This window comes from Nitrosomonas sp. (assembly GCF_020852615.1).
Lineage (GTDB): Bacteria > Pseudomonadota > Gammaproteobacteria > Burkholderiales > Nitrosomonadaceae > Nitrosomonas.
Window position 1 is genome coordinate 82,862 of the sequence record NZ_JADZAJ010000032.1, and the last position, 26,372, is coordinate 109,233.

Genomic DNA, 26,372 nt, shown 5'->3' on the forward strand with positions numbered 1-26,372 from the left:
TTAATCCTGCTGCCAACTCCTTTTTAACAAGTGAAAATAACAGTAGCAATCGATTGTATGGGGGGTGACCATGGCCCGCATGTCACGATTCCGTCAGCAGTTGAATATTTGCGTCTTGACCGTAAAACCAACATCATTCTGGTCGGTAATCCTGATGTGATTTCCAGGGAGCTGGATACACTCAAGGTTTCGCCTGGTGAACAGCTCAGATTACACCCGGCAAGTGAAGTGGTCAGTATGGATGAGCATCCGGCTCTTGCCCTGCGCAATAAAAAAGATTCCTCCATGCGTGTAGCGCTTGATCTCATCAAAAATGGTGAAGCACAAGCGTGTGTTAGCGCAGGTAATACCGGAGCGCTTCTGGCTACCTCCCGGTTTGTACTTAAGACCATTCCCGGGATAGATCGGCCTGCATTGGCAGTTGTGCTTCCAACCATGTCCGGCCATACCTACGTGCTTGATCTGGGAGCCAATGTAAACTGCACAGCAGAACATCTGCTCCAGTTTGGCATGATGGGGGCATCGCTGGTTTCGTCTGTCGAGAATAAACCCAATCCCAGCATCGGCCTGCTGAACATTGGCGAGGAAGAAATCAAGGGCAATGATGTTGTCAAGCAGGCAGCTGAACTGTTTCGTTCCAGCGGGATGAACTTTTATGGCAACATTGAGGGTGATGACATTTACCGCGGGACAACCAACGTAGTAGTATGCGACGGCTTTGTTGGCAATGTTGCACTCAAGACTTCCGAGGGGCTGGCCCAAATGCTGGCCAGTTACCTGCGAGAAGAGTTCAGACGTTCTTTATTCAGCAGATTTGCAGGATTAGTGGCTTTACCGGTTATCAATGCCTTCAGGCGGCGAGTTGATCACCGCCAGTACAACGGTGCAAGCCTGCTGGGTTTACGTGGTATTGTCATCAAGAGTCACGGCTCCGCGGACAGCTATGCTTTTCGGTGTGCTATCAGACGAGCAGCAGAAGAAGTGCGTGGCGGCACCTTGCGTAACATTGTCGAACATATTGAAGCATTACGGTATAACGCCGGACATAACATCGGGCAACCGGTATCAGTAGAGTGAGCAGCTGAACATGACCATGTATTCACGAATCATTGGCACCGGCAGTTATCTGCCAGAAAAGGTTCTGACTAACAGGGACCTCGAATCGATGGTTGACACCAGCGATGAGTGGATACGAACACGTACCGGTATTGAGCAGCGGCATATTGCCGCAGAAAACCAGATGGCAAGTGACCTTGCACTGGAGGCAAGCCGCAAGGCCATTGAGGCTGCAGGAATTCAGACAAAGGATATTGATCTGGTCATTGTCGCAACAACAACACCGGACATGATCTTCCCAAGCACGGCCTGTATTCTGCAGCACAAGCTCGGCCTGTCCAGTGGACCAGCGTTTGATGTTCAGGCTGTCTGCAGCGGGTTTATCTATGCATTAGCTACAGCAGATATGTTTGTCAGCTCCGGAAAATCCAGAAACGCGCTGGTGGTGGGTGCAGAAGTTTATTCGCGCATTATAGACTGGAATGATCGCAGTACCTGTGTTCTGTTTGGTGACGGTGCGGGAGCCGTCGTTCTTACGCAAGACCAGAAGCCGGGTATTCTCTCATCCCATCTGCATGCGGATGGGAGCTATAACCAGGTTCTTTCTGCTCCTGCATCCATTCATTCCGGAAAAATACAAGGTACACCCTTCATTACCATGGAAGGAAGCACCGTCTTCAAATTTGCGGTTAAAGTACTGGAAGAAGCGGCATTGGAAGCATTACAGGCAAATCAGCTGCAACCTTCTGATATTGACTGGCTGATTCCACACCAGGCCAACATTCGTATTATTACCTCAACAGCAAAAAGGCTCGGCATTCCCGAAGAAAAAGTAGTAGCGACTGTTTCACAGCATGGCAACACCTCGGCCGCATCTGTTCCGCTGGCACTGGATCAGGCTGTGCGTGACGGACGTATCCAGCCGGGCCAACATATCATACTGGAAGGGGTGGGTGGCGGGTTCACCTGGGGATCCGTTCTGGTGCGCTGGTAAAATATGAAGATCGCTTTTGTTTTTCCCGGGCAGGGGTCACAATCAGTTGGCATGATGGGCAGTTATTCAGAGCTTCCATCCGTTCGTGACACTTTCAGTGAGGCCACCGACATTCTGCAGCAGGATTTATGGTCGATGGTCAGTAACGGGCCTGAGGACAGTCTGAATCTCACCACCAATACTCAGCCTGTTATGCTGACTGCGGATGTGGCTATTTACCGGGCATGGCAGCAGGCTGGAGGAATCAAACCACATTATCTGGCCGGTCACAGTCTCGGAGAATATGCTGCACTGGTTGCAGCAGGATCACTTACTTTCCCGGATGCTTTGAAGCTGGTCCGTTTTCGCGCAAGAGTCATGCAGGAAACCGTCCCGGAAGGCGTCGGCGGCATGGCGGCCATTGTGGGTCTGGATGATGATACCGTCGCTTCAGTCTGTACTGAGGTAATCAGTACAATGCCGGGAATATCACTTGAACCGGCAAATTTCAATGCGCCGGGCCAGGTGGTAATCGCCGGCCATTCCCAGGCGGTTACACAAGCCGTAACACTTGCGAAGTCAAAAGGAGCAAAGCTGGCTGTCACGCTGCCAGTGAGCATTCCATCACATTGCTCTCTTATGCAACCGGCTGCTGAAAAGTTAGCATTTCTGCTGGAAGAAACCACATTACGCCCTCCTGAGATTCCGGTTTTCCACAATGCCGATGTTCAGCAACATCCCGAAGCAGCCTCCATTCGCGAAATACTTGCACATCAGCTTTATCGCCCTGTTCGCTGGACAGAAACAATTAAAACGATTGCCGCACAGGGTATACAACATGTTGTGGAATGTGGCCCGGGTAAAGTGCTGTCCGGACTAAACCGCCGTATTGACAAGAGCCTGGAAAATATTGCACTGACGGATACCGGTACCCTGCTCAAAACGGCAGAAACGCTGAAATAGCACATCGGCACTATATATTCGGGAATGTTTGTTCCAATTACTCATTAATCCTCAGATGCCACTAGCACATAAAATCGCACTGGTAACCGGCGCAAGTCGTGGAATCGGTAAAGCTATTGCACTGGAACTCGGCAAATACGGTGCAACTGTTATCGGAACTGCCACTTCTGAAACTGGCGCTGCACACATTGGCCAATACCTCGGCAAAGCCCAGATATCAGGCATGGGCCTGGTCATGGATGTCAACAATATCGAGCACATAAACAGCGGTATTGAAACCATACAAAAATCACTGGGTGATGTTGCGATACTGGTTAATAACGCTGGTATTACACGAGATAACCTGCTGGCACGCATGAAAGATGATGAATGGGACAGCGTCATTCAAACCAATCTGAAATCCGTGTTTTGCCTCAGCCGTGCTGTATTGCGTGCCATGATGAAAGCTCGCAGCGGCCGAATTATCAATATCTCATCCGTCGTGGGAGCGACCGGGAATCCCGGGCAAACCAACTATGCGGCTGCCAAAGCGGGCATAATTGGATTCAGCAAATCACTTGCAAAAGAAATTGGCAGCAGGAACATTACCGTAAACTGCGTGGCTCCGGGTTTTATTGATACCGATATGACGCGTTCCCTTTCATCCGATCAGCAGCAATCGTTAATTCAGCACATTCCGCTTGGCAGACTTGGTCAACCTGAAGATATCGCTGCTGCCGTCGTTTTTTTGGCTTCCTCGGCAGCAGATTATATTACCGGTACCACGCTGCATGTTAACGGTGGCATGTTTATGGAATAACCGGGTTAATCATTTCGGACCTGAAAAGAATTTAATGTTTTTATAGCAGTAAAGCATGTTTTACCTGCAGAACAGTGCAGGTTTTGCCAGTAGTTTGAAATTTGTTAAACTTGCGGAAGTTTTTTACCTGAAAAGGATGGTGTATCAATGGAAATCACTGAAATAGAAGAACGTATCAAGAAAATCGTAGCTGAACAGTTGGGTGTCAATGAAGCTGACGTTAAAAATGAATCTTCGTTTGTCAACGATCTGGGAGCAGATTCACTGGATACCGTTGAACTCGTCATGGCACTTGAAGAAGAGTTCGAATGCGAAATTCCTGATGAGCAGGCTGAGAAAATCAATACGGTTCAGGAAGCAATTGATTTTGTAGCAGCTAACGCAGCTCAATAAAACCTATTTTTTCAATGATTCATTGGGGTTGTCTTGTCCAAACGTAAAGTCGTCATTACCGGATTAGGCATAGTTTCACCAGTCGGTAACACCGTTTCCGAAGCATGGGAAAACATCGTTGCCGGGAAATCCGGTATCACACAGATCACGCGCTTCGACGCATCAGATTTTTCCTCAAGAATTGCGGGAGAAGTCAGGGATTTTGAGATAACAGAATATCTCTCTGCCAAGGAAGCGCGTCGTATGGATATATTTATCCAGTATGGAATGGCAGCCGCCATTCAGGCCATTAAAGATGCCGGAATCAGTGATGTCACCGGGTTCAACGCAGAACGTATCGGTGTAAACATTGGTTCTGGAATCGGTGGCCTGCCCATGATCGAAAATACCGATGCCGCCTATCATGCAGGAGGCCCGCGGAAAATTTCTCCATTCTTCATCCCCAGCACTATCATCAACATGGTGGCCGGCAATCTGTCCATCATGTTTGGATACAAAGGGCCAAATCTTGCCATCGTTACTGCCTGTACGACTGCAACACACTGCATAGGCAACTCTGCCAGAATGATCGAACACGGTGATGCCGATATCATGATCTGCGGTGGTACAGAATCATGTGTTACACCGCTGGCTATAGGGGGATTTGCATCGGCACGTGCCCTGTCATCAAATAATGATAATCCGGCATTAGCCAGCCGGCCCTGGGATCTCAAACGAGATGGATTTGTTCTGGGAGAAGGTGCGGGTATCCTTGTTCTGGAAGAGATGGAGCATGCGAAAAAACGCGGTGCCAACATTTACGCGGAACTGGCCGGATTTGGTATGAGCGCGGATGCATATCATATGACTGCACCGTGCGAAGATGGAGAGGGTGCATCCCGCTGTATGACGAACGCTTTATCTGATGCGCAGATGAACATTGATGAACTCCAGTATATCAATGCACACGGAACATCAACTCCTCTGGGGGATATTGCGGAAACAGTTGCAGTCAAACGGTGTTTTGGTGAGTATGCAAAAAATATCGCTGTCAACTCCACCAAGTCAATGACCGGACATCTGTTAGGTGCAGCAGGTGGTGTGGAGGCAATTTTCTCGGCTTTGGCGATTCACCATCAAATAGCCCCTCCTACCATTAATCTTGATGATCCTGATCCCGCATGTGATCTGGACTATGTGCCAAATAGTGCCAGAGAAATGAGAATTGATGCAGCCCTGTCAAACTCATTCGGATTCGGCGGAACTAACGGCACACTGGTCTTTCGAAAAATCTGAGAATCATTCAGGGATTCCCGGAATACACCGTCTGTAAGAATAGACCCCAGGCAGAAACAGCAGGCCATACTTTACATAGACAGGAAGAAGCATGACCTGCTGTCTGACCAACTGATCACCCGGTTTATGTGCTGATATGTCTAAATCAACACGTCTCAGGCAATTTATCCGTTTTATCCTTATCACCACTCTGATTGGCTGCACGTTGTTTTCAGCATGGTTTTACCGGCTGGCTACAACCCCGCTAAGCCTCCCGGCAATACCCTGCGAATTTTCAATTGAATCCGGAAACGGATTGCGTAATATCGCCCGGCAATTAACTGAAGCAGGTATTCTCCCTAACGAATGGTCTTTCATACTGCTTGCCACGGTCACCGGGTACAACGCTTCACTCAAAGCCGGCGATTATCAGCTTACTGAAAAACTATCCCCTCTGGACCTGTTGGAATATCTTGCCCGGGGGAAAGTCAGGCAATATGCAATTACCTTTCTCGAAGGATGGTCGTTCTCGCAGTTCAGAAAAGTGCTGGATGTACACCCTGCTCTCCGTCATGAATCTGGCAAACTCGGTAATCCGGAAATATTGCGTGCCATTGGGGCAGAAGAATCCAGTGCTGAAGGCCTGTTTTTCCCGGATACTTATTTTTTTACCAGAAACAGCAGTGATCTGGTTATTCTGCAACGAGCCTACCAGGCAATGCAGCAGCACCTTGAAACAGCCTGGCTCGCCCGACAGCCATCTCTCCCGTTAAAGAACCGGTATGAGGGCCTGATTCTGGCTTCGATCATCGAAAAAGAAACCGGTACTGATGGCGAGCGATCCCAGATTGCCGGCGTATTCATCAACCGACTGCGTCATAACATGAGACTCCAGACTGATCCAACTGTAATTTACGGCATGGGTGAAAAATTTGATGGCAATCTGCGCAAAACCGATCTTCAAACTGACCATGAATACAATACTTATACCCGTTCCGGCCTGCCTCCCACTCCTATTGCCATACCCGGGCTGGCCTCCATCCGGGCTGCCTTTAATCCTGCGATAACTGATGAACTTTATTTTGTGGCCAGGGGTGATGGAACCTCACATTTTTCATCAACACTTGAAGAACATAATCGTGCCGTCGTGAAATACCAGAAAAACCGTCCATAGCACTTCCGGCCCATTCATTACAGATCCCCGGCTACTACACACCATCCACTTCAGGAAAGCATTCCCCAATCTTAATTACCAGGGTTTCTGGAAAAAATTTGAGCCTAACATGCCATTTTCACTCATTATCCCCACTCTGAATGAAGCAGAAAATATTGATCCATTACTATCAGGTATCTTTTCGCTTACCGATTTGGGAAATCAGTTTGAGGTCATTATCATCGATGATGGTTCTGCTGACGGCACGCCTGATAAAGTCAGGCAATGGCAGCGCACGCATAACGTACGCCTGATTGAGAGGCATGGGCAGCCAGATTTAACAGCTTCCATTATCGAAGGGACGGCTGCTGCCAAATATGAAGTTATTGCTGTCATGGATGCCGATCTGAGCCACCCATCAGACCGGCTGAGCGCACTTGTCCAGCCTGTATTGGATGGCACACATGACATTGCTATTGGCAGCCGGTACATTGCCGGTGGCAATACAGTTGGCTGGCCCTTTTATCGCCTCTGGCTGTCCCGGGTTGGAGGCTGGCTTGCGCGCAGTATCTGTGATGTCAATGACGCCACTTCCGGTTTCTTTGCTTTCCGGCGGGAGCTGATCAGCAACATTACCCGGAATGCAAGAGGATACAAGATCCTGCTGGAACTGTTGATGACAGGGCAAGGTCGCTTGCGTGTCAAGGAAATCCCCATCAGCTTCCGCGACCGGCAATATGGTAATTCAAAACTGTCTCTTACCCATCACCTGGCCTATCTGCTGCAGCTTATCACCCTGGCGGGCGGTACCATCTCTTTCCACACAGCCAGCCGCTTTGCCATAGTCGGGTTTCTGGGTATTTTCATTGATGTACTGATTTTCCGGTGGATGACTGAACATGGAGCCAGCCTGGCTTCAGCACATATCTCCAGCTTCATCACGGCAGCCAGTTTCAACTATGCGCTAAATTCAAAATGGTCATTCCGGCTGCATCACGCAGGCCATTTGCACTGGAATCAATTCGCCCGTTTTCTGACAGTGGGCATATTTGCAATGCTTCTACGGGGAGCTGTCCTGGCCTGGCTGGTTTATACCTGGGACATGCCTGCCGAATGGGCAATTTTCCCCGCCATCCTGACAACAGCCATAGTGAACTATCTTGGATCTGCCTTCTATGTATTCCCCCGGACAGAACCTCCTGTTTCCACTGATACACGATGGCGTATTGCCTCTGTAGGCGTCGTATGTTTCGTCATCCTGTTACGCCTGGTTTACATGGATGTGGCGCAGCTGATCCCTGACGAAGCTTATTACTGGCAATATGCACAGCATATGAGTTTAAGTTTTTTTGACCATCCACCCATGGTTGCCTGGCTGATCTGGCTGGGAATAGCACTGGCGGGGCAAGATGAATTCGGAGTCAGAATCGGTGCCTTCGTGTGTGGATTGGTCGCAATGGCTTATTTATTTGCCCTGGCACGCAACCTCTACGACAAGTCTACCGCCATGCGTTCGGTATTGCTGTTTGCCATTATGCCAGTCGGTTTTGCGTCAGGATTGGTAATGACACCGGATGCACCGCTGATTGCCACCTGGGCAGCCACACTTTACTACATGGAACGTGCTTTGCTTGCCAGTCAGGGCCGGGCGTGGATTGGCATCGGCATTGCTTTCGGGTTAGGGATTTTATCCAAATATACGCTTGGCTTACTTGGTATTGCTGCGCTGCTTTACACAATCCTGGATCCGGTTGCACGTCGCTGGTTACTTCGTCCCCACCCCTATCTTGCTGTATTGATTGCATTGGCCCTGTTCAGCCCGGTAATTATCTGGAATATGGAAAATAACTGGGCATCATTCCTGTTTCAGACTGGCAGAGTTGGCAGTACACATACATTCTCCACCCCCAAGCTGATACTCCAGATAGCAACTGTACTGACACCGGTCGGTCTGATTGCAGCTGCATTCGCATTGCGATCCATTCCTTTGTATTACCGGAAAACCCCTCGAAAATATCTTTTTATCGGGATATTCACCGGTGTCCCGTTACTGGTTTTCCTGATTATCAGCACCTTTGATTCTCTGCGTTTTCACTGGACTGCTCCGCTCTGGCTGGCACTCATTCCTACCATGGCCTGGATGATCGGCCAGCATAATGCATTCAAATGTATCTCGACGCGACTCAGCGCAGCCTGGCAGCCAATGATTATCCTATCCCTGCTCACTTATGCCTTTATTTTGCATTACGTCACACTGGGAATACCGGGACTACCTTATCAGTTTCTGAGCGAGCATTATTTCTGGAAAGAAACTACGGCAGAAGTCGAACAGATTGCCGGGAAAATCAGGCAAACGACAGAAAAAGAACCAATCGTGATTGGAATGAGTAAATGGTCAACCGCCAGTGCACTTGCGTTCTATAACAAAACACCGGTCCTGGATATCCGGTCACGCAATCTGTTTGGTCAGCATGCTTCCATGTACAGTTTCTGGAATCCTGTTGAACCGGCGACTGATCGGCCGATACTGCTGATAGGAATGAAGCCTCAGGCACTGGAATCCAGTGATGCAACCGGAAATTTTGAGGCCAGACTGGTCAACCCCGGAAAGATACAGACCCGCTCCATCTATCGGCATGATGGTGTTTTACTGCGAACACTCTACTACCGGACAGCAGAAGGGTATCGCGGAAATTCCGCGGCACCACAGCAGCATACGCAAAAATCAGATTAGTGGTTATGGCCAAAGAACAGCCCAATCAGCCATATCGTACTGATTCCCAGCGTAATGAGCGTAACCTGCTGGACAGTTGCCCCGATTTCCGGGCGTTTATGCAGGCCCGGAATCAGGTCTGACATTGCCACATAAATCATACTTGCAGCAGAAATGGCAAGTATGGGTGCGATCATGTGATCCAGCCGGTTCAGCATAAAATAGCCCAGCAGTCCCCCAAACAGGGTTGCCGTACCCGATAGCAAATTAAGCCACAACGCACGAGCCCGGGTAAAACCCGAGTTAAGTAAAATGATGAAATCTCCGGCTTCCTGCGGAATTTCGTGAGCAGTAATTGCAATGGCTGTAATGACACCAAGCTGGGTATCCGCCATGAAAGCTGCGGCGATCAGGACACCATCCACAAAATTATGGAAAGTGTCACCCAGAATAATCATCATGCCGCTGCGGCCATGATCGTCTGACGATGTTAATGGAACGGCAGATTCGTGTACCTCACATTCAGACAGGTGGCAATGGCGCCATAACAACAGTTTCTCCAGTATAAAAAATACAAGAATACCCAGCAGCAGAATTAACGTCAGCTGCTTGGGGGATTCTGCCAGTTCAAGTGCTTCAGGTAGTGCATTCAGAAATGCTGCACCAAGCAATGCGCCAATGGCATAGGAAACCAGTATGGAAATCCATTTGCTGCTACGGACATTGAGCGCAAATAAGGCTGCCACCCCGATACTCAACAAACCACTGGCTATACTGGCAAAAATGATCCAGGCTAATACTGGCATGGGTTATCCAAGGTAATCAGGAACAGGCAGAAACAGCTCGCACAATCACTTACGGGTTGAAATGCAGACAAGTAACGACGGAAGACAGTAAGAATAAAGATTTCCGATGAATCAACACTGAGGCTGCAACAGAAAATGTGACTTTATTGTCTCTGTCCGGCAGCAGGATTAAGAGGGGAGCCATTACACGTCAGAAGACGGATTCATCCACAACAAACCGGCCATCCTGCCTGTTTTTCCATCACGACGATAGGAATAAAATTTTTCAGGATTGCTGAACGTACATATATCACCACCGTAAACCTGACTAACCCCAACATGCGACAGTCGTTGACGCGCAAGTTCAAAAAGGTTGGCATACCATTTCCCGTGTTCCTTTCCCGGCAGAAAAGCACGGGCTGCGTATCGATCATGTCCGACAAACACCTCTCGCACTTCATTGCCTACTTCAAAGTGCTGTGGACCAATTGCCGGGCCCAGCCATGCAATTATCTGCTCACTGCGACTATACTTGCGTAACTCTCCGAGAGTATTTTCGATAACACCACCAGCCAGCCCGCGCCAACCGGCATGAACAATCCCCACTACACTGCCTGCCGTGTCGCACAACAATACCGGTAAACAATCTGCCACTAAAACAGCACACACTACACCTGGGCAGCGACTCATCGCGGCATCGGCTTCAAATGTTTGAGTATCCGGGTCAACCCATACTGCCCTGGAACCGTGAACCTGCGTCAGCCAGCGGGGAGAATCCGGCAGGTATTGACGAAGCTGATTGCGATTCTGCTGAACGATCAGTGGATCATCATCAACATGGCTGGCCAGATTCAGGCCGGCATGACTGTTTCTATTCCCGGCAGCAGGCTGAATATTCCGGGTGGTGAACATGGCACTGATATTCGCAGGAGCTGGCCAGTCCGGTACAATCCGGTCAATCATCAGGTGAGCGCTCTACGCTACAGTGGAGTACAGTTTGGAAAAGACGTCACAAACCTTGTCAATTTGTTCTGTCGTATGCGCTGCGTTAATACTGCAGCGTACCAGCGATTTTCCTTCCGGAGCAGCGGGCGGCAACACCAGGTTCACGTAAATATCGTGCTCCATCAATCCATTCCATAATGCGAGCGCCTGCCTGGCGCTATCAAGCAAAACTGCCACAATCGGGCCAGGATGCGGGCCGAGACGATATCCGGTTTTTTCAAGGCTGGAATAAAGGTGACGGGCATTCTGCCATAACTGTTCACGCAACAAACGCCCCTCTCGCAGCAGTTTCAATGCGGCACGTGTGGAAGCGATCGTGGCGGGTGAGGGAGATGCAGTAAATATGTAGGGGTGACTGACGTATCGGAGCTGATCAAGCTGAGAATGATTGCTGACACAGAAACCGCCAATACCACACAGGCTTTTACTGAAAGTTCCAGTAATGAAATCCACATCATCATTCACACCAGTTTTCTCCACTAGCCCCTGGCCCGTTTCTCCCAGAACACCAAGTGAATGAGCTTCATCAAGCAGTAAAATACTTTGGTAGGCTTTTTTTATTGCCACGATCTCAGCCAGAGGAGCCTGATCGCCCAGCATACTGTAAATACCTTCAACAATGACCAGTGTATTTCGGCTGCGTTCACCCAATCGACGCAGTCGTTTCTCAAGATCCGCCGGGTCATTATGCCGAAAGCGGAGGATATCAGCCCCACTCAGGACACAACCATCGTAGATACTGGCATGGGAATCTCCATCAATCAGCACAACATCACCCGGCCCCACCAGTCCAGAGATCGTACCTAAATTTGCTTGATAGCCTGTCGTAAAAACAACACATTCACGACAGTTATAAAACTCGGCAAATTCATGCTCCAGCGCACGGTGGCCATAATAATTACCATTGGCCATTCGTGAGCCTGTTGTTCCGGTACCTTCCTGATCAATAGCCCGGTGAGCCGCTTCTCGGCACTCTGGTGCGAAACTGAGTCCAAGGTAGTTGTTTGTACCCAGCATTAATACCCGGCGCTCACCGATTCTGGCTTCAGTCGCTGAGTAGGATTCTTCTATAGGAATGCCAAAAGCACCGACACCTTCGGGTAATTGTGCCTTCCTTGCTGCTGCTGCAGCGTCAAGTTTTTCCAGCAGACTCATTGTGATGACAATTTGATTTTGTAGATTAAATCGGCAAGATCCTGTACTGTTAAAACGTCTACGAGCGTATTCAAAGGAACGGATATATCAAACTGATCTTCAATTTCCATTACCAGATTCAACAGTTTGACCGAATCAATTGCAAGGTGTGTAATGAGGTTTGTTTCAGGAAATACTTCCATCCTGGTCTCTGTAAAATATGCCAGACGCTGGCAAAGCAGCTCTGTAATTTGTTCCTGAGTTACTTCAGACATGAAATCAGTCCCATCATCGGGGGAGAAAAATAATATTAGAACAGAGGTAATGTTCGCAAAATAGGCGGTTATTGTCGACGAACATTAGCAGCACTTCAAGAACAAATACCTGCTAGTCTCTAACAAGCAAGGGCAGTGCTGTTTGCAGCTTGATTGCCGGAGACCAGCCAGCCAGTTCCTTTTTTAAAGAAGAAATATCACACGTCCAGTCCGGATGTCGAAATTCCGAGACTTTACCTGGCGTTAATATAGGTGCATAGTTCAAAAAACGTGCCAGCCATAAATTAAAGCAGGACAGCACACGAATGCCACTCAGAGGTATTTGAAAACAGCGTACCGGTTTATTCAGCACTTGTTCAGCTATTGCAGCAATAGATGTGTAATCATACCCGCCTGGCGTTCCATCATCGATTTCATAAACCCCGCTCACCGGTCGGCCGGCTTCAAGCCAGCCGTAAATAGCCGCAACCACATCGTCCACATGGATCAGACCAAAACGGTTACCGGCGTTACCTGGAACCGGAAGAATACCATAACCCATGGCCCGAAAAAATGGCTGCATCGCTTTGTCACCAGGGCCATAAACTGCTGCCGGCCTGAATACAGTTGAAGCTAATTTCCCGGAAAATTCAGGGATTAACTGTTCCGCCTCATATTTACTTCGTGCATACCAGGAAAGTTGGAACTCACGAGCGGCCAGTGAAGAAATAAATAAAAACCTTGAACATGAAGACGAGTCAGAAGCGGCCCGCAAAATATTTTTTGTTCCAATCACATTAGCCTGGAAGAAATCATCCCAAGATTTTCCTCTAATTGCTCCAGCGCAATGTATAACTGCTTCAGTACCAGAAACAAGGTCACGCAATACACCATCACGACTCAAGTCGCCGTAAACCCACTCCACAAGGGGAAAATCCTGCCCTGGTGCTGCTCTCCTGGCCAGTGCACGCACCCTCCACCCGGATGCTGTCAACTTTGAGATTAGAACATGGCCGATAAAACCTGTGGCACCCGTTAATGCAACAGCTCTAACCATAGATACTACCGGAAGTGAGAAGGAATTTTACAGCCCCTTCTCACATAAAGAAATGATTTATTGATAGATAATGGAGCTGTCAGCCAGCAGTATAAGTAGTGGCTACAGGCTGCTCCAAGTTTGCACGCTGCAAGAAACCCTGGCGTGCTGCAAAACGTGACAACTTCCCTGACGAAGTCCGAGGCAGTGTATGGGGCGGCACCAGTTCAACCAGGCAACTAACCCCAAAAGCCATATACACCATCTGCTGAAGTCTGTTAATTAGCGACTGCCGGTCTACTGCTGAAGCAAGTCTGCATTCAACAACCAGTACCACCGATGTTGAGCCATCCTCATTACTGACACCAAATGCAGAGGCTTCCCGTGCCCTTACTTCCGGCTGCTGCTCGGCAAGTTCTTCGACATCCTGCGCCCGTATATTTCTACCGTTGACAATGATGACATCCGTACGTCTTCCTGTGATATACAGATCCCCTTCAAACAGGAAACCAATATCACCTGTATCCAGCCAGCCATCTAATCTGATTGCTCTCGCAGTTTCATCCGCATTATTAAAATATCCACTCATCACGCTTTCCCCTCTAACCAGAATACTTCCAACCGTCATATGGGGAACTTCATGATCTGCTTCATCAACCACTCTGACTTCATGGCCTGGCAACGGGCGGCCACAATTCACGAACTCATTATACTTCCTGCCGTCTGCCTGAACTCTTACCGCAATTTTTTTCTCAATCAGCGTCTTGGCATCTACACGTAAACTTCTTGCCCCCAAACCAATATCAGGGAAAGATACTGCGAGTGTTGACTCAGCCAACCCATAACATGGTAAAAAAGCACGCTCATCAAATCCTGCAGCAGAAAATTTGGCAGCAAAACTCTTCAGCGTATCCAGTCGGATCATTTCAGCCCCTACACCTGCTGCTCGCCAGCTACTCAGATCCAAGTCCACCAGATCCGATTCACGTGCACGCAAAGTACATAATTTAAGACCGAACGGTTGGCTAAAAGCGATAGTACAGCGATTACGGCTAATTAGTTTAAGCCACTGCAAAGGACGAACAGCAAAATCCCTGGTAGCCAGATAATCTACAGACAGCTGAGCCGCCAAAGGGGCCAGCACCAGGCCAACCAAGCCCATATCATGATAAAAAGGCAACCACGATGCACACCGGTCACCAAACCGGACATCAAGACCATTGCAGACGATACCCTGCAGATTAGCCATTAAAGCTTTCTCGGTAATAACAACTCCCCTTGGCAAACGAGTACTGCCGGAAGTAAACTGCAGGTAGGCTGTTTCGTCCGGTGTATTGGGGAGGAGTGCCACATCGGCTTCCGGTAACAAATCAAGCTGCTCAGGTGTACCGCTCCATTTAAGCTCGTTATTTACCAGGCCATTAACAGCCTCGTTGAGAAATTCAATAAAATCGAGGCTGGCTACAGCCACGTTTGCTCTACTGCTCTCAAGCATCCCTCTAAGCTGCTGCACATAAATTGCACGACTGCCAAGATTTACGGGTACCGGCATCGCAAAGGGAATAAGGCCAGCAAACCGGCAGGCAAAAAACAGCTCAATAAACGCCGGAGTAGTATCAGCGATCAGTGCAACCCGGCTGTTACGAGCCAATCCAAGACCGGACAGCCGTTTTGCAATTATTTTTGAATTTGTACACAACACCCTGTACGGAAGTACAGATTTAAGATTACCTCTTGAATCGTAAAAATTGTACCCAGTCTCACCTTGAGCCGCGTACTCAAGTGACTCCACTAAGGTTGTAAAATTTGCTCTTCTCTGGGCCAACAAATTATGAGTAGGTGTTGGCGCAATACCTATCCTGAGCGACTGGGAATCATTTTTTTGTACTGGCGGAATGCCCAACTTGGCTATTGTCGAACTCAAAATCTTCCCCTAGAAATATTTTCTGGCCAATTTGCTGAATTGATACACAACTCGCCACTTACGCAACAAGTAAGTACCACCACCCATGGTGTATATATGGGCTGCGAGCTTATAGAAGGGCCCTTTAACTGTCAAGAAGACACCCTCTCTACTGTTGTTTTTCAACAACGATATAATTATCGCATTCCACCTGTAAAAAACCAAAATATTAGCTTTTAAACTTCATGCTGGATAAAATCACCGGCATTATAAATCGTTTACGACGCAACACGAAATGAAGCATAAGCTCCCCACAAAAACAGGAATCGGTTTGTTCCTGTTTTTTGCAATACTATCTGCGTCAACTTACATTCATGCAGAAAGCTGGATACGGCCGCCAGATGACGTTGATATTTTCGGTCAAATTCAAACAACAGCAGCCAGTCGTGAAGAAACATTACTTGATATAGCACGCCGGTACGATATTGGTCAGGATGAAATGGTATTGGCCAATCCCGAGGTAAACCGCTGGCTACCCGAAGATGGCGCCACAGTCGTACTGCCGTTACGTTTTATCATCCCACAGGCTGAACGAACCGGTCTTGTCATCAATCTGCCGGAAATGCGGCTCTATTATTTTCCCAAACCGGCAAAGGGACAAAAACCCGAAATTATCACCTATCCTGTCAGCATCGGCAGAATGGACTGGAAAACACCATTGGGCAGAACAACTATTGTCAGAAAACAAAAAAACCCGACATGGACTCCCCCTCAATCACTCAAAATTGAGGCAATAACAGAGGGAAAGCCTCCTCTGCAAGATATCGTCCCACCCGGCCCTGACAATCCTCTTGGACGATATGCACTATATCTTGGCCTGTCCGGCTACCTGATCCACAGCACCAATAAACCATTTGGAGTTGGCATGCGCGTCACACACGGCTGCATGCGCCTGTACCCTGAAGACATTGAAAAACTGTTTAATCTTGTACCTGCAGGCACACCAGTGCAGATCGTTAACCAGCCTATCAAACTGGGATGGCAGGGCAGTATTTTATTTATTGAACTGCACCCGCCGCTGGAAGAGGATAACACCAGCTTTTCTGATTACGAGCGAAAGGTCCATAGCACAATCTCGGAATTTCTCGAAAAAACCACCAGAAATTCCAGTGGGACAATCATAAAAGAAACCAGAATTAATATGGAAGCTCTGGCATCAGCGATCCGGACCAGGAACGGCATACCGACCCTGATTTCAGAAAATCAGGAAAACTAGCCATCAAATATATTTAACGTCCAGAATTTCATACTCCCGAATACCGCCAGGCGCCTGCACTTCAGCCACATCCCCCGCGTATTTGCCAATTAGTGCCCGGGCAATAGGTGAACTGACAGAAATTTTACCTTCCTTGATATCAGCTTCATCATCACCCACGATCTGGTAGGTCACGACAGTATCATTGCTCAGTTCCATCAAATCAACAGTGGCACCAAATACACAGGCGCCATCTGCATTTAATGTTGCGGGGTTAATAATCTGCGCATTGGCCAGCTTACTCTCCAATTCTGCAATACGTCCCTCTATAAACCCCTGCTTTTCTTTGGCAGCATCATATTCGGCGTTTTCCGACAGATCGCCATGGGAACGTGCTTCTGCAATGGCAGCAATGACAGCAGGACGATGAACTGTTTTCATTTCATGTAACTCTGCACGCAATTTCTCTGCGCCAGCTTGGGTAACGGGAATGACATTCATGACCTAGGTTCTCTTTTGATCTAAAAAACAACGTTATTCAAACAACAGGCTGCATTCAGCACATTGCCTGAAAGCACATAGCACATTAGCTATCTGATTAAAAATCTCACAAACAGACACCTATCCTTTCAGATTAGTACCCAACAGGCTCAGGAGGAGAAATAATTGTTGCCTAGACAGCCAGATTTTGCAAACGATAAACCTGCAATTCCTGACGAGCGGCCATGCCGGCACAAGCGGCCCGTGCACCGGCAATGGTTGTGTAATAAGTTATCTTGGCCTGTAAAGCAGCACGCCGGATAGAATAAGAATCCCGCACCGCACTGCGCTTATTTGTTACCGTGTTGATGATCAGAACAATCTCTCCGTTCTTGATCATATCCACAATATGTGGCCGGCCTTCCGTCACCTTATTGACTGCAATCACCGGCAATCCCGCCTCTTGTAAAATTTGAGCTGTTCCGCGTGTGGCATAAAGCGAAAATCCCAGTTCAATTAATTTGGCAGCGATGGAGACAGCTTCCTGTTTATCGCTATCTCTTACACTGATCAGTACATTGCCCGATGTCGGCAACTGAACACCCGCAGCAAGCTGTGATTTGATGAATGCCTCAGCAAAAGTCCTGCCGATCCCCATTACTTCACCGGTTGATTTCATCTCCGGCCCAAGTATGGTATCCACACCGGAAAATTTAGCAAACGGGAAAACAGCCTCCTTGACTGAGAAATGAGGAGGATGAATTTCTTTTTTGATGCCCTGATCAGCCAGGGTCTGGCCTGCCATACAGCGAGCTGCAATTTTAGCCAGTTGTAAACCAGTTGCTTTGGAGACGAAAGGAGCCGTACGCGATGCCCTGGGATTCACCTCCAGCACATAGACAGTATCATCCTGGATGGCAAACTGGACATTCATCAGTCCTCTGACATTCAGTGCACGCGCCATGGCCCCGGTTTGTCGACGCAATTCATCTTGCAGAGAAGCAGAAAGATTGAAAGGAGGCAATGAACAAGCAGAATCACCGGAATGAACTCCGGCTTGTTCGATATGTTCCATAATTCCACCGATCAGTACGGTTTCCCCGTCAAAAATCGCATCAACATCCACCTCGATTGCGTTATTAAGGAAATGATCCAGCAATACAGGAGAGTCATTTGATACCTTCACGGCTTCCTGCATATAACGCTCCAGATCGCGCGCCTCATGCACAATTTCCATGGCACGGCCACCCAGCACGTAACTTGGCCTGACAACCAGGGGATAACCGATTTTATCCGCTGCAGCCAGAGCTGCTTCCGGAGTACGCGCGGTAAAATTGGGGGGCTGTTTAAGACCCAGCTCTTGCAGCATGGCTTGAAAACGCTCACGATCTTCAGCACAGTCAATCATATCCGGGCTGGTGCCAATAACAGGGACTCCGTTTGCTTCCAGTGCACGCGCCAGCTTAAGCGGGGTCTGCCCACCGTACTGCACGATAACACCAACCGGTTTTTCCACTGCCACAATTTCCAGAACATCTTCAAGCGTGAGCGGTTCAAAATACAGCCGGTCAGAAACATCATAATCAGTCGAGACTGTTTCCGGATTACAGTTGACCATAATTGTCTCATACCGGTCTTCACGCAGTGCCAATGCAGCATGTACACAGCAGTAATCAAATTCGATTCCCTGGCCGATACGATTAGGCCCACCCCCCAGCACCATGATTTTCTTTTTATCAGTTGGATGAGATTCGCACTCTTCCTCATAGGTTGAGTACATATAGGCCGTATGTGTATCAAACTCGGCTGCACAGGTATCCACTCGCTTATAGACCGGGTGTAAACCCTGTTCATGCCGTCTGGCACGCACTTTATCCTGGCTGGTACCAAGCAAAGCTGCCAGCCGCCTGTCTGAGAAACCGCAGCGTTTCAAATGGAGCAGCTCACGCCGATCCAGTGTGTCCAGCTGTCTTCCCGAAAATGCCTGCTCCTGTCTGACCAGATCTTCAATCTGAACCAGGAACCACGGATCAATCCGGGTAAGTGCGTGAATTTGATCGAAAGGAATATTGCAGCGAAATGCATCAGCCACATACCACAAGCGCTCAGGCCCGGGATGACCCAGCTCGGCCTTTATGACTTCAAGATCCAGGGTCTTTTCATCCAGACCGTCCACACCTGTTTCCAGCCCGCGTAACGCCTTCTGCAGCGATTCCTGGAAAGTACGCCCAATCGCCATGACCTCACCCACTGATTTCATCTGTGTAGTTAAACGATCATTTGCCTGGGGGAATTTTTCAAATGCGAAGCGAGGCACCTTGGTTACAACATAGTCGATGGTCGGCTCAAACGAGGCCGGAATAATACCACCGGCAATATCATTGCCCAGTTCGTTGAGTGTATAACCGACGGCCAGCTTGGCGGCAACCTTGGCAATCGGGAAACCCGTTGCTTTCGAAGCCAGTGCAGAAGAACGTGATACGCGGGGATTCATTTCGATCACAAGCATATTTCCGTTTTCGGGATTAATGGCGAACTGCACGTTGGAACCGCCTGTTTCCACGCCAATTTCCCGAAGTACCGCAATTGATGCATCGCGCATACGCTGATACTCTTTATCCGTCAGTGTCTGAGCAGGCGCAACTGTGATCGAATCACCTGTATGGACCCCCATGGGATCAACATTTTCGATAGCACAAACAATAATGCAGTTATCCTGCTTATCACGGATAACTTCCATCTCATACTCTTTCCAGCCAATAACCGACTCTTCGATCAATAACTCCCGGGTAGGGGAAGCTTCCAGGCCGCGCTCACAAATCTCAATAAATTCTTCCCGGTTATACGCAATCCCCCCCCCGCTCCCTCCCAGGGTGAAAGAAGGCCGGATAATGGCCGGGTAGCCGATCATGGCTTGTGCCTGTATCGCTTCTTCCATGCTGTGTGCCATAGCAGAGCGTGCAGATTGCAGGCCGATACGTGTCATTGCCTGTTTGAATTTCTCGCGATCTTCCGCTTTGTCGATAGCTTCTCGGGAAGCGCCAATCAACGCCACACCATATTTTTCCAGCACACCATGCCGCACCAGATCCAAAGCACAGTTAAGTGCTGTTTGCCCTCCCATGGTTGGCAACAGTGCATCCGGCCGCTCAATCTCGATTATTTTTTCAACAGCCTGCCAGATAATCGGCTCTATATAAGTAGCATCGGTTAATTCCGGGTCAGTCATGATCGTTGCCGGATTGGAATTGATCAAAATGACGCGATAACCTTCCTCTCGCAATGCCCGGCACGCCTGCACACCAGAATAGTCAAATTCACAAGCCTGGCCGATAACAATCGGCCCTGCACCAATAATAAGGATAGATTTCAGGTCGGTACGCTTTGGCATTTGTGATGAAGGTTATTCCGGTGGCTCAGACTGATTGCTTGTTTTTCGCCATCCGGCTGATGAAACGACTAAATAAGTAATCCACATCCTGCGGGCCCGGGCTGGCCTCAGGGTGTCCCTGAAAACAGAAAACCGGATGATCTGTCAGCTCAAACCCCTGAAGACTGCCATCAAACAATGAATGGTGCGTAACACGCACATTGGCAGGCAAGGTGTCAACATCAACTGCAAATCCGTGGTTCTGGCTGGTAATCATCACACGGCCACTATCGATATCCAGCACCGGATGATTAGCACCATGATGCCCGAATTTCATTTTGATTGTTTTGGCACCTATCGCCAGTGCAATTAGCTGGTGACCGAGACAGATACCAAAAACAGGAATTTTGCCAGCCAGCAATGCACGGGCTGTATCGATCGCATAATCACAGGCTTCCGGATCACCCGGACCATTGGAAAGCACCACACCATCCGGCCGGGCAGCAAGAATTTCATCAGCCCGTGTCTGCGCAGGATAGACGGTCACCTGGCAGCCACGCTCAACCAGTTTGCGCAAAATTGCACGTTTGACACCATAATCCAGCACAGCAACCCGGTAAAGGCGCTCACCCGCTGCCTGATAACCTTTTTCAGGTGACCACGCCCCCTCACTGAATTCCCATGATCGGCTGCAACTGACCACACGCGCAAGATCCATTCCCGTCAAACCGGGAAACATTTGCGCCTGCTGCAATGCTTCAGCCTCATCAACATGGCCAGCCATGATACAACCGGCCTGTGCACCCTTCGTTCTCAGAATGCGTGTAAGTTTGCGTGTATCTATCCCGGCAATTGCCGGGACGCCGTACTGCTTGAGAAAATCAGGTAATGTCTGGCGACTGCGCCAGTTGCTGGCAATAAGCGGCAGGTCACGAATCACCAGCCCTGCCGCATGGACAACTCTGGAAGAAATTACAGATTCTATATCCTCATCATTAACACCGGTATTACCGATATGAGGATAAGTCAGCGTAACAATCTGGCGGCAATAAGAAGGATCAGTGAGAATTTCCTGGTAACCGGTCATGGCTGTATTGAAAGCCACTTCCCCGGTAGTGATACCTTCCGCACCGACTGAATCTCCGTGAAAAACAGTACCATCAGCCAGAACAAGTACAGCACGCGGACGGTTCAACACAGAATTCCCCAATATTTTTGTAATACGATACAGACAGACAGAAAAAAAGCGGTTTGAAGTTGACGCTACACCGCTATACGTTAATTATACGCCAGAAACAGAAGCTTTTCCAGAAACAACCTTGCCCGCACATGCCCTGTATAAGCCCTATATAAATCAGAGATTACAGATCAAAGGCAAAATACCCCCTTTCAGAAAAATGGTTTTCTCAAGCCATCATACCGTTATGCCTCAGTAGCGCATCAATTTTTGGCTCACGTCCACGAAATGCGATAAATGATTCCAGTGCCGAACGGCTGCCGCCTACAGCAAGAATTTCATGCCGGAAATGCTGGCCGGTTTTCGCACTCACCACCTGGCCGGTCCCATTTTCTTCAAACAGGCTGTAAGCATCCGCAGATAACACCTCTGCCCATTTATAACTGTAATAACCAGCGGCATACCCTCCGGCAAATATGTGGCCGAAGCTGTCCGGGAACCGATTGAAAGCAGGGGGAATAATAACTGCCACCTGCTGACGGATTTTATCCAGGCGCTGCAATACTGTTTCACTTCCCTGCGGATCAAAGTCAGTGTGTATTTGCATATCAAATAATGCGAATTCGATCTGGCGCAAAGTCTGAAGACCGCTTTGGAAGTTTTTGGCAGCAAGCATTTTGTCAAACAATACGCGCGGCAGCAGATTACCGGTTTCCACATGTGCCGTCATATCACGCAGCACTTCCCATTCCCAGCAAAAATTCTCCATGAACTGGCTGGGAAGCTCAACTGCGTCCCACTCAACTCCATTGATACCAGAAACCCCCAATTCCTCCATTTGAGTCAGCAAATGGTGCAGGCCATGGCCAAATTCGTGAAACAGCGTAATTACCTCATCATGTGTAAACAACGCCGGGCGCAACTGTCCGTCAATCGTCACCGGTGCAGAAAAATTGCAGGTAAGGTAGGCAACCGGTGTTTGAATTTCAGAACGACCGATCTCCGGTACGTCAATCCGTCGCCGTGTAATGGCATCATCCATCCACGCTCCCCCGCGCTTGCCGGGGCGGGCGTAGAGATCCAGATAAAATTGCCCCAGCAAATTACCTTTGGCATCTGTGATATCGAAAAACTTCACATCCTGATGCCAACGCTGAACATGGCGTGCCGCCCCTGCCTCGCTGATATGTATCCCGTACAAAGCCTCCACCAGCTGGAACATGCCGGACAACACCTTATTTTCCGGGAAATACTGTTTAACCTCCTGATCGGAGAAAGCATAACGCTCAATACGCAGTTTTTCGCTGACATAAGCAATATCCCAAGCCTCAAGCTGAGCCAGCTTCAGTTTTTCGGCGGCAAACTGCTGCAGCTCCACCAGATCCTTTTCTGCATAAGATCTTGCTCTGGCAGCCAGTTCATTGAGAAAACCCAGCACCTGCTGTGGTGTTTCTGCCATCTTTGGTGCCAGAGAGACCTGCGCATAGCAGTCGTAGCCCAGCAACCGGGCCTCCTCCCGGCGCAAGCGTAAAATCTGCTCGATTAAAGGCATATTGTCGCGATTTGCCGCCTGATCTGAAACCGTTTCAAGCTCGCTCGCCCGTGTCGCATATGCCCGGTACATCTGTTCGCGTAAATTACGATTGTCTGCATACTGCATAACCGGCAGGTAGGACGGTGCGTGCAGGGTAAACTTCCAGCACTGCGCAGTAACTGATGTATCCCCGGTCGCTGCTTCGCGTGCTGCCTGTAATACATCTTCCGGAATCCCGGCAAGTTCATCCCGGTTTTCCACAAGCAGGGAAAATGCATTGGTAGCATCAAGCAGGTTATCGCTGAATTTCGCACTCAATGCTGACAACTCTTCCTGAATCTGCATAAACCGGGCTCTATCTTCCGGTGGCAGTTCAGCACCTCCCAGGCGAAAGTCGCGCAGCTGGTTATCTACAATTTTTTTGCGCGCCTGGTTTAATGCATTGAACGACGAATCTGCCCGTAACTGTCGGAATTTTTCAAATAACACCTGATCCTGCGACAATTCGGCATAGTACTGCGTAACACGCGGCAGGTTAGCGTTATAAATCTCTCGTAACTCCGGGTTGTTCATGACCGCATTCAAATGCGTTACCTGCCCCCACGCACGCGATAAACGTTCGTTTACATCTGTCACCGGTTGTACAAAGTCCTGCCAGTCGGGAATTTCTGTTGCATTTTTAACTGCATTCACCACGGCGCGGCAATCACGCAACAGCTCATCTATGGCCGGCGCAATGTGTTCATTGCGAATTTCTTCGTAGTGCGGAAGTGTGGAAAAATCAAGTAGCGGGTTTTTCATATCAACAGTAAAAAGTTTTTATTATTCAAGATGGAATCTTGTCAGCCATAAACAATACGCCCGTCAATCAGGGTAAACCGGGCACGTCCATACAACTCCATTCCAAGGAAAGGAGTATTTTTCCCCTGGCTCTTCAGTTCGGTATTATTAACGACCCAGCTTTCATCCGGATCAAAAATACATAGATCTGCAGGAGCACCCGCTGCAAGCTTCCCCGCCCCGATTCCCAGAACCTGTGCAGGGTGAAGCGTAATTTTTGCCAATGCTTCGGACAATGACAGTCTGTTTTCCATGGCCCATTTCAGCGTAAGCGGCAGCAGCAGCTCCAATCCGGTTGCGCCAGTTTCGGCTTGAGCAAACGGCAGCAACTTGGCATCTTCATCGACTGGTGCGTGATCCGAACAGATCGCATCAATTGTTCCATCCATCAGTCCGGCACGCAGCATATCCCGATCAGCCAGACTTCTCAGTGGCGGCATAAGATGGCAGTTGGCATCAAAAAAACCGATATCCATGTCAGTCAGGTGCACGTGATGAGCAGAAACATCACAAGTTAACGGCAATCCCTGCCGTTTCGCCGCCCGTACCAGCGCAACTCCTTCGGCACTGGAAATGCGACAGAGATGCACGCTGGCACCGGTTTCTTTCATCAGTGACAGAATACTGGTCAGCGCAATCGTTTCTGCGCATACAGGAATTGCCGGCAAACCCAGACGGGTGGCAACCTCTCCTTCATGTGCAACCCCATGATTGGCCAGATGCCTGTCCTGAGGGCGCAACCAGACCTTGAAATCAAAAGTGGCAGCATACTGCATGGCTCGCATCAGCACATGCAGATTGACAATCGGCGCATCAGCCTGGCTGAATGCAATGCAACCAGCGTCATGCAATTCAACCATTTCTGTCAAATACTCGCCCTTGAGCCCCCGAGTCAGTGCTCCCACCGGATACACGTGTGCCCGGTCCAGGATGCGCGCACGATGTTTCAGCATTTCCACCAAACCCGGTTCATCCAGCGGCGGATCCGTATCAGGAGGACAGGCAAGACTGGTTACCCCCCCCGCTACCGCAGCCTCCAGCTCTGATTCCAGCGTAGCCATATACTCAAACCCCGGTTCGCGCAACCGTGCTGACAAATCAACCAGGCCGGGACATACAATCATTCCGTCAGCATCAATCTCGCGATCGTCACAAAACCCTTCCGGCCGTGAATCGATTGATACAATTTTGCCTTCAGCCAGATAGAGATCACCGATACGGTCCATCCTGCTGCCGGGATCAATCAAACGGCCATTTCGGATACAAATGTGCATAGGACAGTACGTGTTAATTTCCGGCGAGAATTGACATCACCGCCATACGAACGGCAATACCGAAGTTTACCTGGGACAAAATGACGGACTGGGTGCCATCCGCCACTTCTGAATCAATTTCCACGCCACGATTCATCGGACCCGGATGCATTACGATTGCATCCGGTCTGGCAAGTGCCAGTTTTTCCGGCGTCAACCCATAGTATTTGAAATATTCTTCCGTGCCCGGCAAATGTGCCGATTTCATGCGTTCATTCTGTAACCGCAACATCATCAGTACATCCACCTCTTTCAGACCTTGCGACATGTTGTGATAAACATGCACGCCAAGCCGCTCAACTTTGGCCGGTAACAGTGTTTTGGGAGCAATAACACGGATTTCAGGCACACCCAGTGTTGTCAGCGCGTGAATCTGTGAGCGCGCCACCCTGGAATGCAGAATATCCCCTATGATTGCCACGCGTAATGCGCGGAAATCCTGCTTGTAGCGGCGAATGGTAAACATATCCAGCAATGCCTGCGTGGGGTGGGCATGCCACCCGTCACCCGCATTGATAACATGAATCTCCGGTCTGACATGGCGGGCAATCAGATGCGCCGCCCCACTTTGATTATGGCGTACGATAAACATATCCGCATGCATGGCAGACAGGTTATCCACCGTATCCAGCAGCGTTTCACCCTTGGTCTGGGATGAGACTGCCATATTGAGGTTAATGACATCCGCCGAAAGACGCTTTGCTGCAATTTCGAAAGTGGTACGGGTCCGGGTACTTGGTTCAAAAAACAGGTTGAACACTGACTTACCCCGCAACAGAGGAATTTTCTTGACATCGCGTTCAGTCACACCGGTGAACGATTCTGCCGTATCAAGAATATGCTGCAAGATTGAAGCAGGCAATCCCTCTGTCGTCAGCAGGTGCTGCAGCTCACCATTCCTGTTCAGCTGGGGATGCAGGCCCATTACACAGAGATCCCGAAAAAATTACGATGGTACATAGGTTCTAAATACAGGTAAAAA

At 49.1% G+C, this 26,372-nt stretch carries 21 protein-coding genes; 9 read left to right on the forward strand and 12 right to left on the reverse strand.

Translation table 11 applies throughout. The annotated features are described in order from the left end of the window. The first annotated feature begins 30 nt into the window (after positions 1-30). The 8 genes from plsX to IT527_RS07835 all read left to right on the forward strand — a co-directional run bounded on the left by plsX (position 31) and on the right by IT527_RS07835 (position 9,325). Entirely contained in the window at positions 31-1,077 is a 1,047-nt protein-coding gene (plsX, locus tag IT527_RS07800; protein WP_292967968.1) for a phosphate acyltransferase PlsX, read from the forward strand. A 10-nt stretch (positions 1,078-1,087) separates the two neighbouring features. Further along, complete coding sequence (locus IT527_RS07805) at positions 1,088-2,050, forward strand: beta-ketoacyl-ACP synthase III (RefSeq protein WP_292967969.1); 963 nt, start codon at positions 1,088-1,090, stop codon at positions 2,048-2,050. A gap of 3 nt (positions 2,051-2,053) precedes the next feature. Continuing rightward, the gene (gene fabD, locus IT527_RS07810; RefSeq protein ID WP_292967970.1) at positions 2,054-2,992 is read left to right on the forward strand and encodes an ACP S-malonyltransferase; all 939 of its coding nucleotides are present in this window, start codon (positions 2,054-2,056) and stop codon (positions 2,990-2,992) included. A gap of 55 nt (positions 2,993-3,047) precedes the next feature. Further along, a complete protein-coding gene (gene fabG / locus IT527_RS07815; RefSeq protein ID WP_292967971.1) occupies positions 3,048-3,791 on the forward strand; it encodes a 3-oxoacyl-ACP reductase FabG in 744 nt (247 codons plus the stop codon). Between the two features lie 153 nt (positions 3,792-3,944). After that, positions 3,945-4,184, forward strand: a complete 240-nt coding sequence (gene acpP, locus IT527_RS07820) for an acyl carrier protein (protein WP_292968040.1) — start codon at positions 3,945-3,947, stop codon at positions 4,182-4,184. 33 nt (positions 4,185-4,217) lie between these two features. Then, a complete protein-coding gene (gene fabF / locus IT527_RS07825; protein ID WP_292967972.1) occupies positions 4,218-5,459 on the forward strand; it encodes a beta-ketoacyl-ACP synthase II in 1,242 nt (413 codons plus the stop codon). A gap of 136 nt (positions 5,460-5,595) precedes the next feature. Further along, entirely contained in the window at positions 5,596-6,612 is a 1,017-nt protein-coding gene (mltG, locus tag IT527_RS07830; RefSeq protein WP_292967973.1) for an endolytic transglycosylase MltG, read from the forward strand. Positions 6,613-6,721: 109 nt separating this feature from the next. Then, entirely contained in the window at positions 6,722-9,325 is a 2,604-nt protein-coding gene (locus tag IT527_RS07835; protein ID WP_292967974.1) for a glycosyltransferase family 39 protein, read from the forward strand. Here the strand turns inward: IT527_RS07835 and IT527_RS07840 are convergent. The 6 genes from IT527_RS07840 to IT527_RS07865 all read right to left on the reverse strand — a co-directional run bounded on the left by IT527_RS07840 (position 9,322) and on the right by IT527_RS07865 (position 15,442). Then, positions 9,322-10,110, reverse strand: coding sequence for a ZIP family metal transporter (locus IT527_RS07840; RefSeq protein WP_292967975.1), 789 nt, complete (start codon positions 10,108-10,110; stop codon positions 9,322-9,324). The two genes, IT527_RS07835 and IT527_RS07840, sit on opposite strands and share 4 nt — an antisense overlap. A gap of 183 nt (positions 10,111-10,293) precedes the next feature. After that, entirely contained in the window at positions 10,294-11,052 is a 759-nt protein-coding gene (gene pgeF, locus IT527_RS07845; RefSeq protein ID WP_292967976.1) for a peptidoglycan editing factor PgeF, read from the reverse strand. A 12-nt stretch (positions 11,053-11,064) separates the two neighbouring features. Further along, the gene (locus IT527_RS07850; RefSeq protein ID WP_292967977.1) at positions 11,065-12,249 is read right to left on the reverse strand and encodes an aminotransferase class I/II-fold pyridoxal phosphate-dependent enzyme; all 1,185 of its coding nucleotides are present in this window, start codon (positions 12,247-12,249) and stop codon (positions 11,065-11,067) included. Continuing rightward, entirely contained in the window at positions 12,246-12,503 is a 258-nt protein-coding gene (locus IT527_RS07855) for an acyl carrier protein (RefSeq protein WP_292967978.1), read from the reverse strand. Before IT527_RS07855 ends, IT527_RS07850 begins: the two co-directional genes overlap by 4 nt. A gap of 112 nt (positions 12,504-12,615) precedes the next feature. Then, positions 12,616-13,539: an NAD(P)-dependent oxidoreductase gene (locus tag IT527_RS07860; protein ID WP_292967979.1), complete on the reverse strand. Its 924-nt coding sequence runs from the start codon at positions 13,537-13,539 to the stop codon at positions 12,616-12,618. A gap of 79 nt (positions 13,540-13,618) precedes the next feature. After that, entirely contained in the window at positions 13,619-15,442 is a 1,824-nt protein-coding gene (locus tag IT527_RS07865) for a fatty acyl-AMP ligase (RefSeq protein ID WP_292967980.1), read from the reverse strand. A 274-nt stretch (positions 15,443-15,716) separates the two neighbouring features. On the opposite strand from IT527_RS07865, the gene IT527_RS07870 reads away from it, so the two are divergent. Then, positions 15,717-16,697 (forward strand): L,D-transpeptidase family protein, encoded by a 981-nt coding sequence (locus tag IT527_RS07870; protein ID WP_292967981.1) that lies wholly within the window; start codon positions 15,717-15,719, stop codon positions 16,695-16,697. A gap of 3 nt (positions 16,698-16,700) precedes the next feature. Here the strand turns inward: IT527_RS07870 and greA are convergent, their stop codons facing one another. From greA to IT527_RS07900, 6 genes are all read right to left on the reverse strand, one after another. Then, complete coding sequence (greA, locus tag IT527_RS07875) at positions 16,701-17,177, reverse strand: transcription elongation factor GreA (protein WP_292967982.1); 477 nt, start codon at positions 17,175-17,177, stop codon at positions 16,701-16,703. A gap of 172 nt (positions 17,178-17,349) precedes the next feature. Continuing rightward, entirely contained in the window at positions 17,350-20,547 is a 3,198-nt protein-coding gene (gene carB, locus IT527_RS07880; protein ID WP_292967983.1) for a carbamoyl-phosphate synthase large subunit, read from the reverse strand. A gap of 25 nt (positions 20,548-20,572) precedes the next feature. Then, positions 20,573-21,724 (reverse strand): glutamine-hydrolyzing carbamoyl-phosphate synthase small subunit, encoded by a 1,152-nt coding sequence (carA, locus tag IT527_RS07885; RefSeq protein ID WP_292967984.1) that lies wholly within the window; start codon positions 21,722-21,724, stop codon positions 20,573-20,575. Between the two features lie 208 nt (positions 21,725-21,932). Next, positions 21,933-24,038 (reverse strand): M3 family metallopeptidase, encoded by a 2,106-nt coding sequence (locus IT527_RS07890; RefSeq protein ID WP_292967985.1) that lies wholly within the window; start codon positions 24,036-24,038, stop codon positions 21,933-21,935. A gap of 41 nt (positions 24,039-24,079) precedes the next feature. Further along, on the reverse strand, positions 24,080-25,351 hold the full coding sequence (locus IT527_RS07895; RefSeq protein WP_292967986.1) for a dihydroorotase: 1,272 nt from the start codon (positions 25,349-25,351) through the stop codon (positions 24,080-24,082). Between the two features lie 13 nt (positions 25,352-25,364). Beyond that, positions 25,365-26,315 carry an aspartate carbamoyltransferase catalytic subunit gene (locus IT527_RS07900; protein ID WP_292967987.1) on the reverse strand — a complete coding sequence of 317 codons (951 nt, stop codon included), beginning with the start codon at positions 26,313-26,315 and terminating at the stop codon, positions 25,365-25,367. Between the last annotated feature and the right edge of the window lie 57 nt (positions 26,316-26,372).

Excerpts from the sequence above, each read along its gene's own strand:
- IT527_RS07895 (WP_292967986.1), bottom strand. The coding sequence starts at position 25,351 with ATGCACATTTGTATCCGAAATGGCCGTTTGATTGATCCCGGCAGCAGG.
- fabG (WP_292967971.1), top strand. The coding sequence starts at position 3,048 with ATGCCACTAGCACATAAAATCGCACTGGTAACCGGCGCAAGTCGTGGA.
- IT527_RS07840 (WP_292967975.1), bottom strand. The coding sequence starts at position 10,110 with ATGCCAGTATTAGCCTGGATCATTTTTGCCAGTATAGCCAGTGGTTTG.
- pgeF (WP_292967976.1), bottom strand. The coding sequence starts at position 11,052 with ATGATTGACCGGATTGTACCGGACTGGCCAGCTCCTGCGAATATCAGT.
- IT527_RS07850 (WP_292967977.1), bottom strand. The coding sequence starts at position 12,249 with ATGAGTCTGCTGGAAAAACTTGACGCTGCAGCAGCAGCAAGGAAGGCA.
- mltG (WP_292967973.1), top strand. The coding sequence starts at position 5,596 with ATGTCTAAATCAACACGTCTCAGGCAATTTATCCGTTTTATCCTTATC.
- IT527_RS07900 (WP_292967987.1), bottom strand. The coding sequence starts at position 26,315 with ATGGGCCTGCATCCCCAGCTGAACAGGAATGGTGAGCTGCAGCACCTG.
- greA (WP_292967982.1), bottom strand. The coding sequence starts at position 17,177 with ATGAATGTCATTCCCGTTACCCAAGCTGGCGCAGAGAAATTGCGTGCA.
- fabD (WP_292967970.1), top strand. The coding sequence starts at position 2,054 with ATGAAGATCGCTTTTGTTTTTCCCGGGCAGGGGTCACAATCAGTTGGC.
- IT527_RS07835 (WP_292967974.1), top strand. The coding sequence starts at position 6,722 with ATGCCATTTTCACTCATTATCCCCACTCTGAATGAAGCAGAAAATATT.
- IT527_RS07805 (WP_292967969.1), top strand. The coding sequence starts at position 1,088 with ATGACCATGTATTCACGAATCATTGGCACCGGCAGTTATCTGCCAGAA.
- IT527_RS07890 (WP_292967985.1), bottom strand. The coding sequence starts at position 24,038 with ATGAAAAACCCGCTACTTGATTTTTCCACACTTCCGCACTACGAAGAA.
- IT527_RS07860 (WP_292967979.1), bottom strand. The coding sequence starts at position 13,539 with ATGGTTAGAGCTGTTGCATTAACGGGTGCCACAGGTTTTATCGGCCAT.
- carB (WP_292967983.1), bottom strand. The coding sequence starts at position 20,547 with ATGCCAAAGCGTACCGACCTGAAATCTATCCTTATTATTGGTGCAGGG.
- IT527_RS07870 (WP_292967981.1), top strand. The coding sequence starts at position 15,717 with ATGAAGCATAAGCTCCCCACAAAAACAGGAATCGGTTTGTTCCTGTTT.
- IT527_RS07855 (WP_292967978.1), bottom strand. The coding sequence starts at position 12,503 with ATGTCTGAAGTAACTCAGGAACAAATTACAGAGCTGCTTTGCCAGCGT.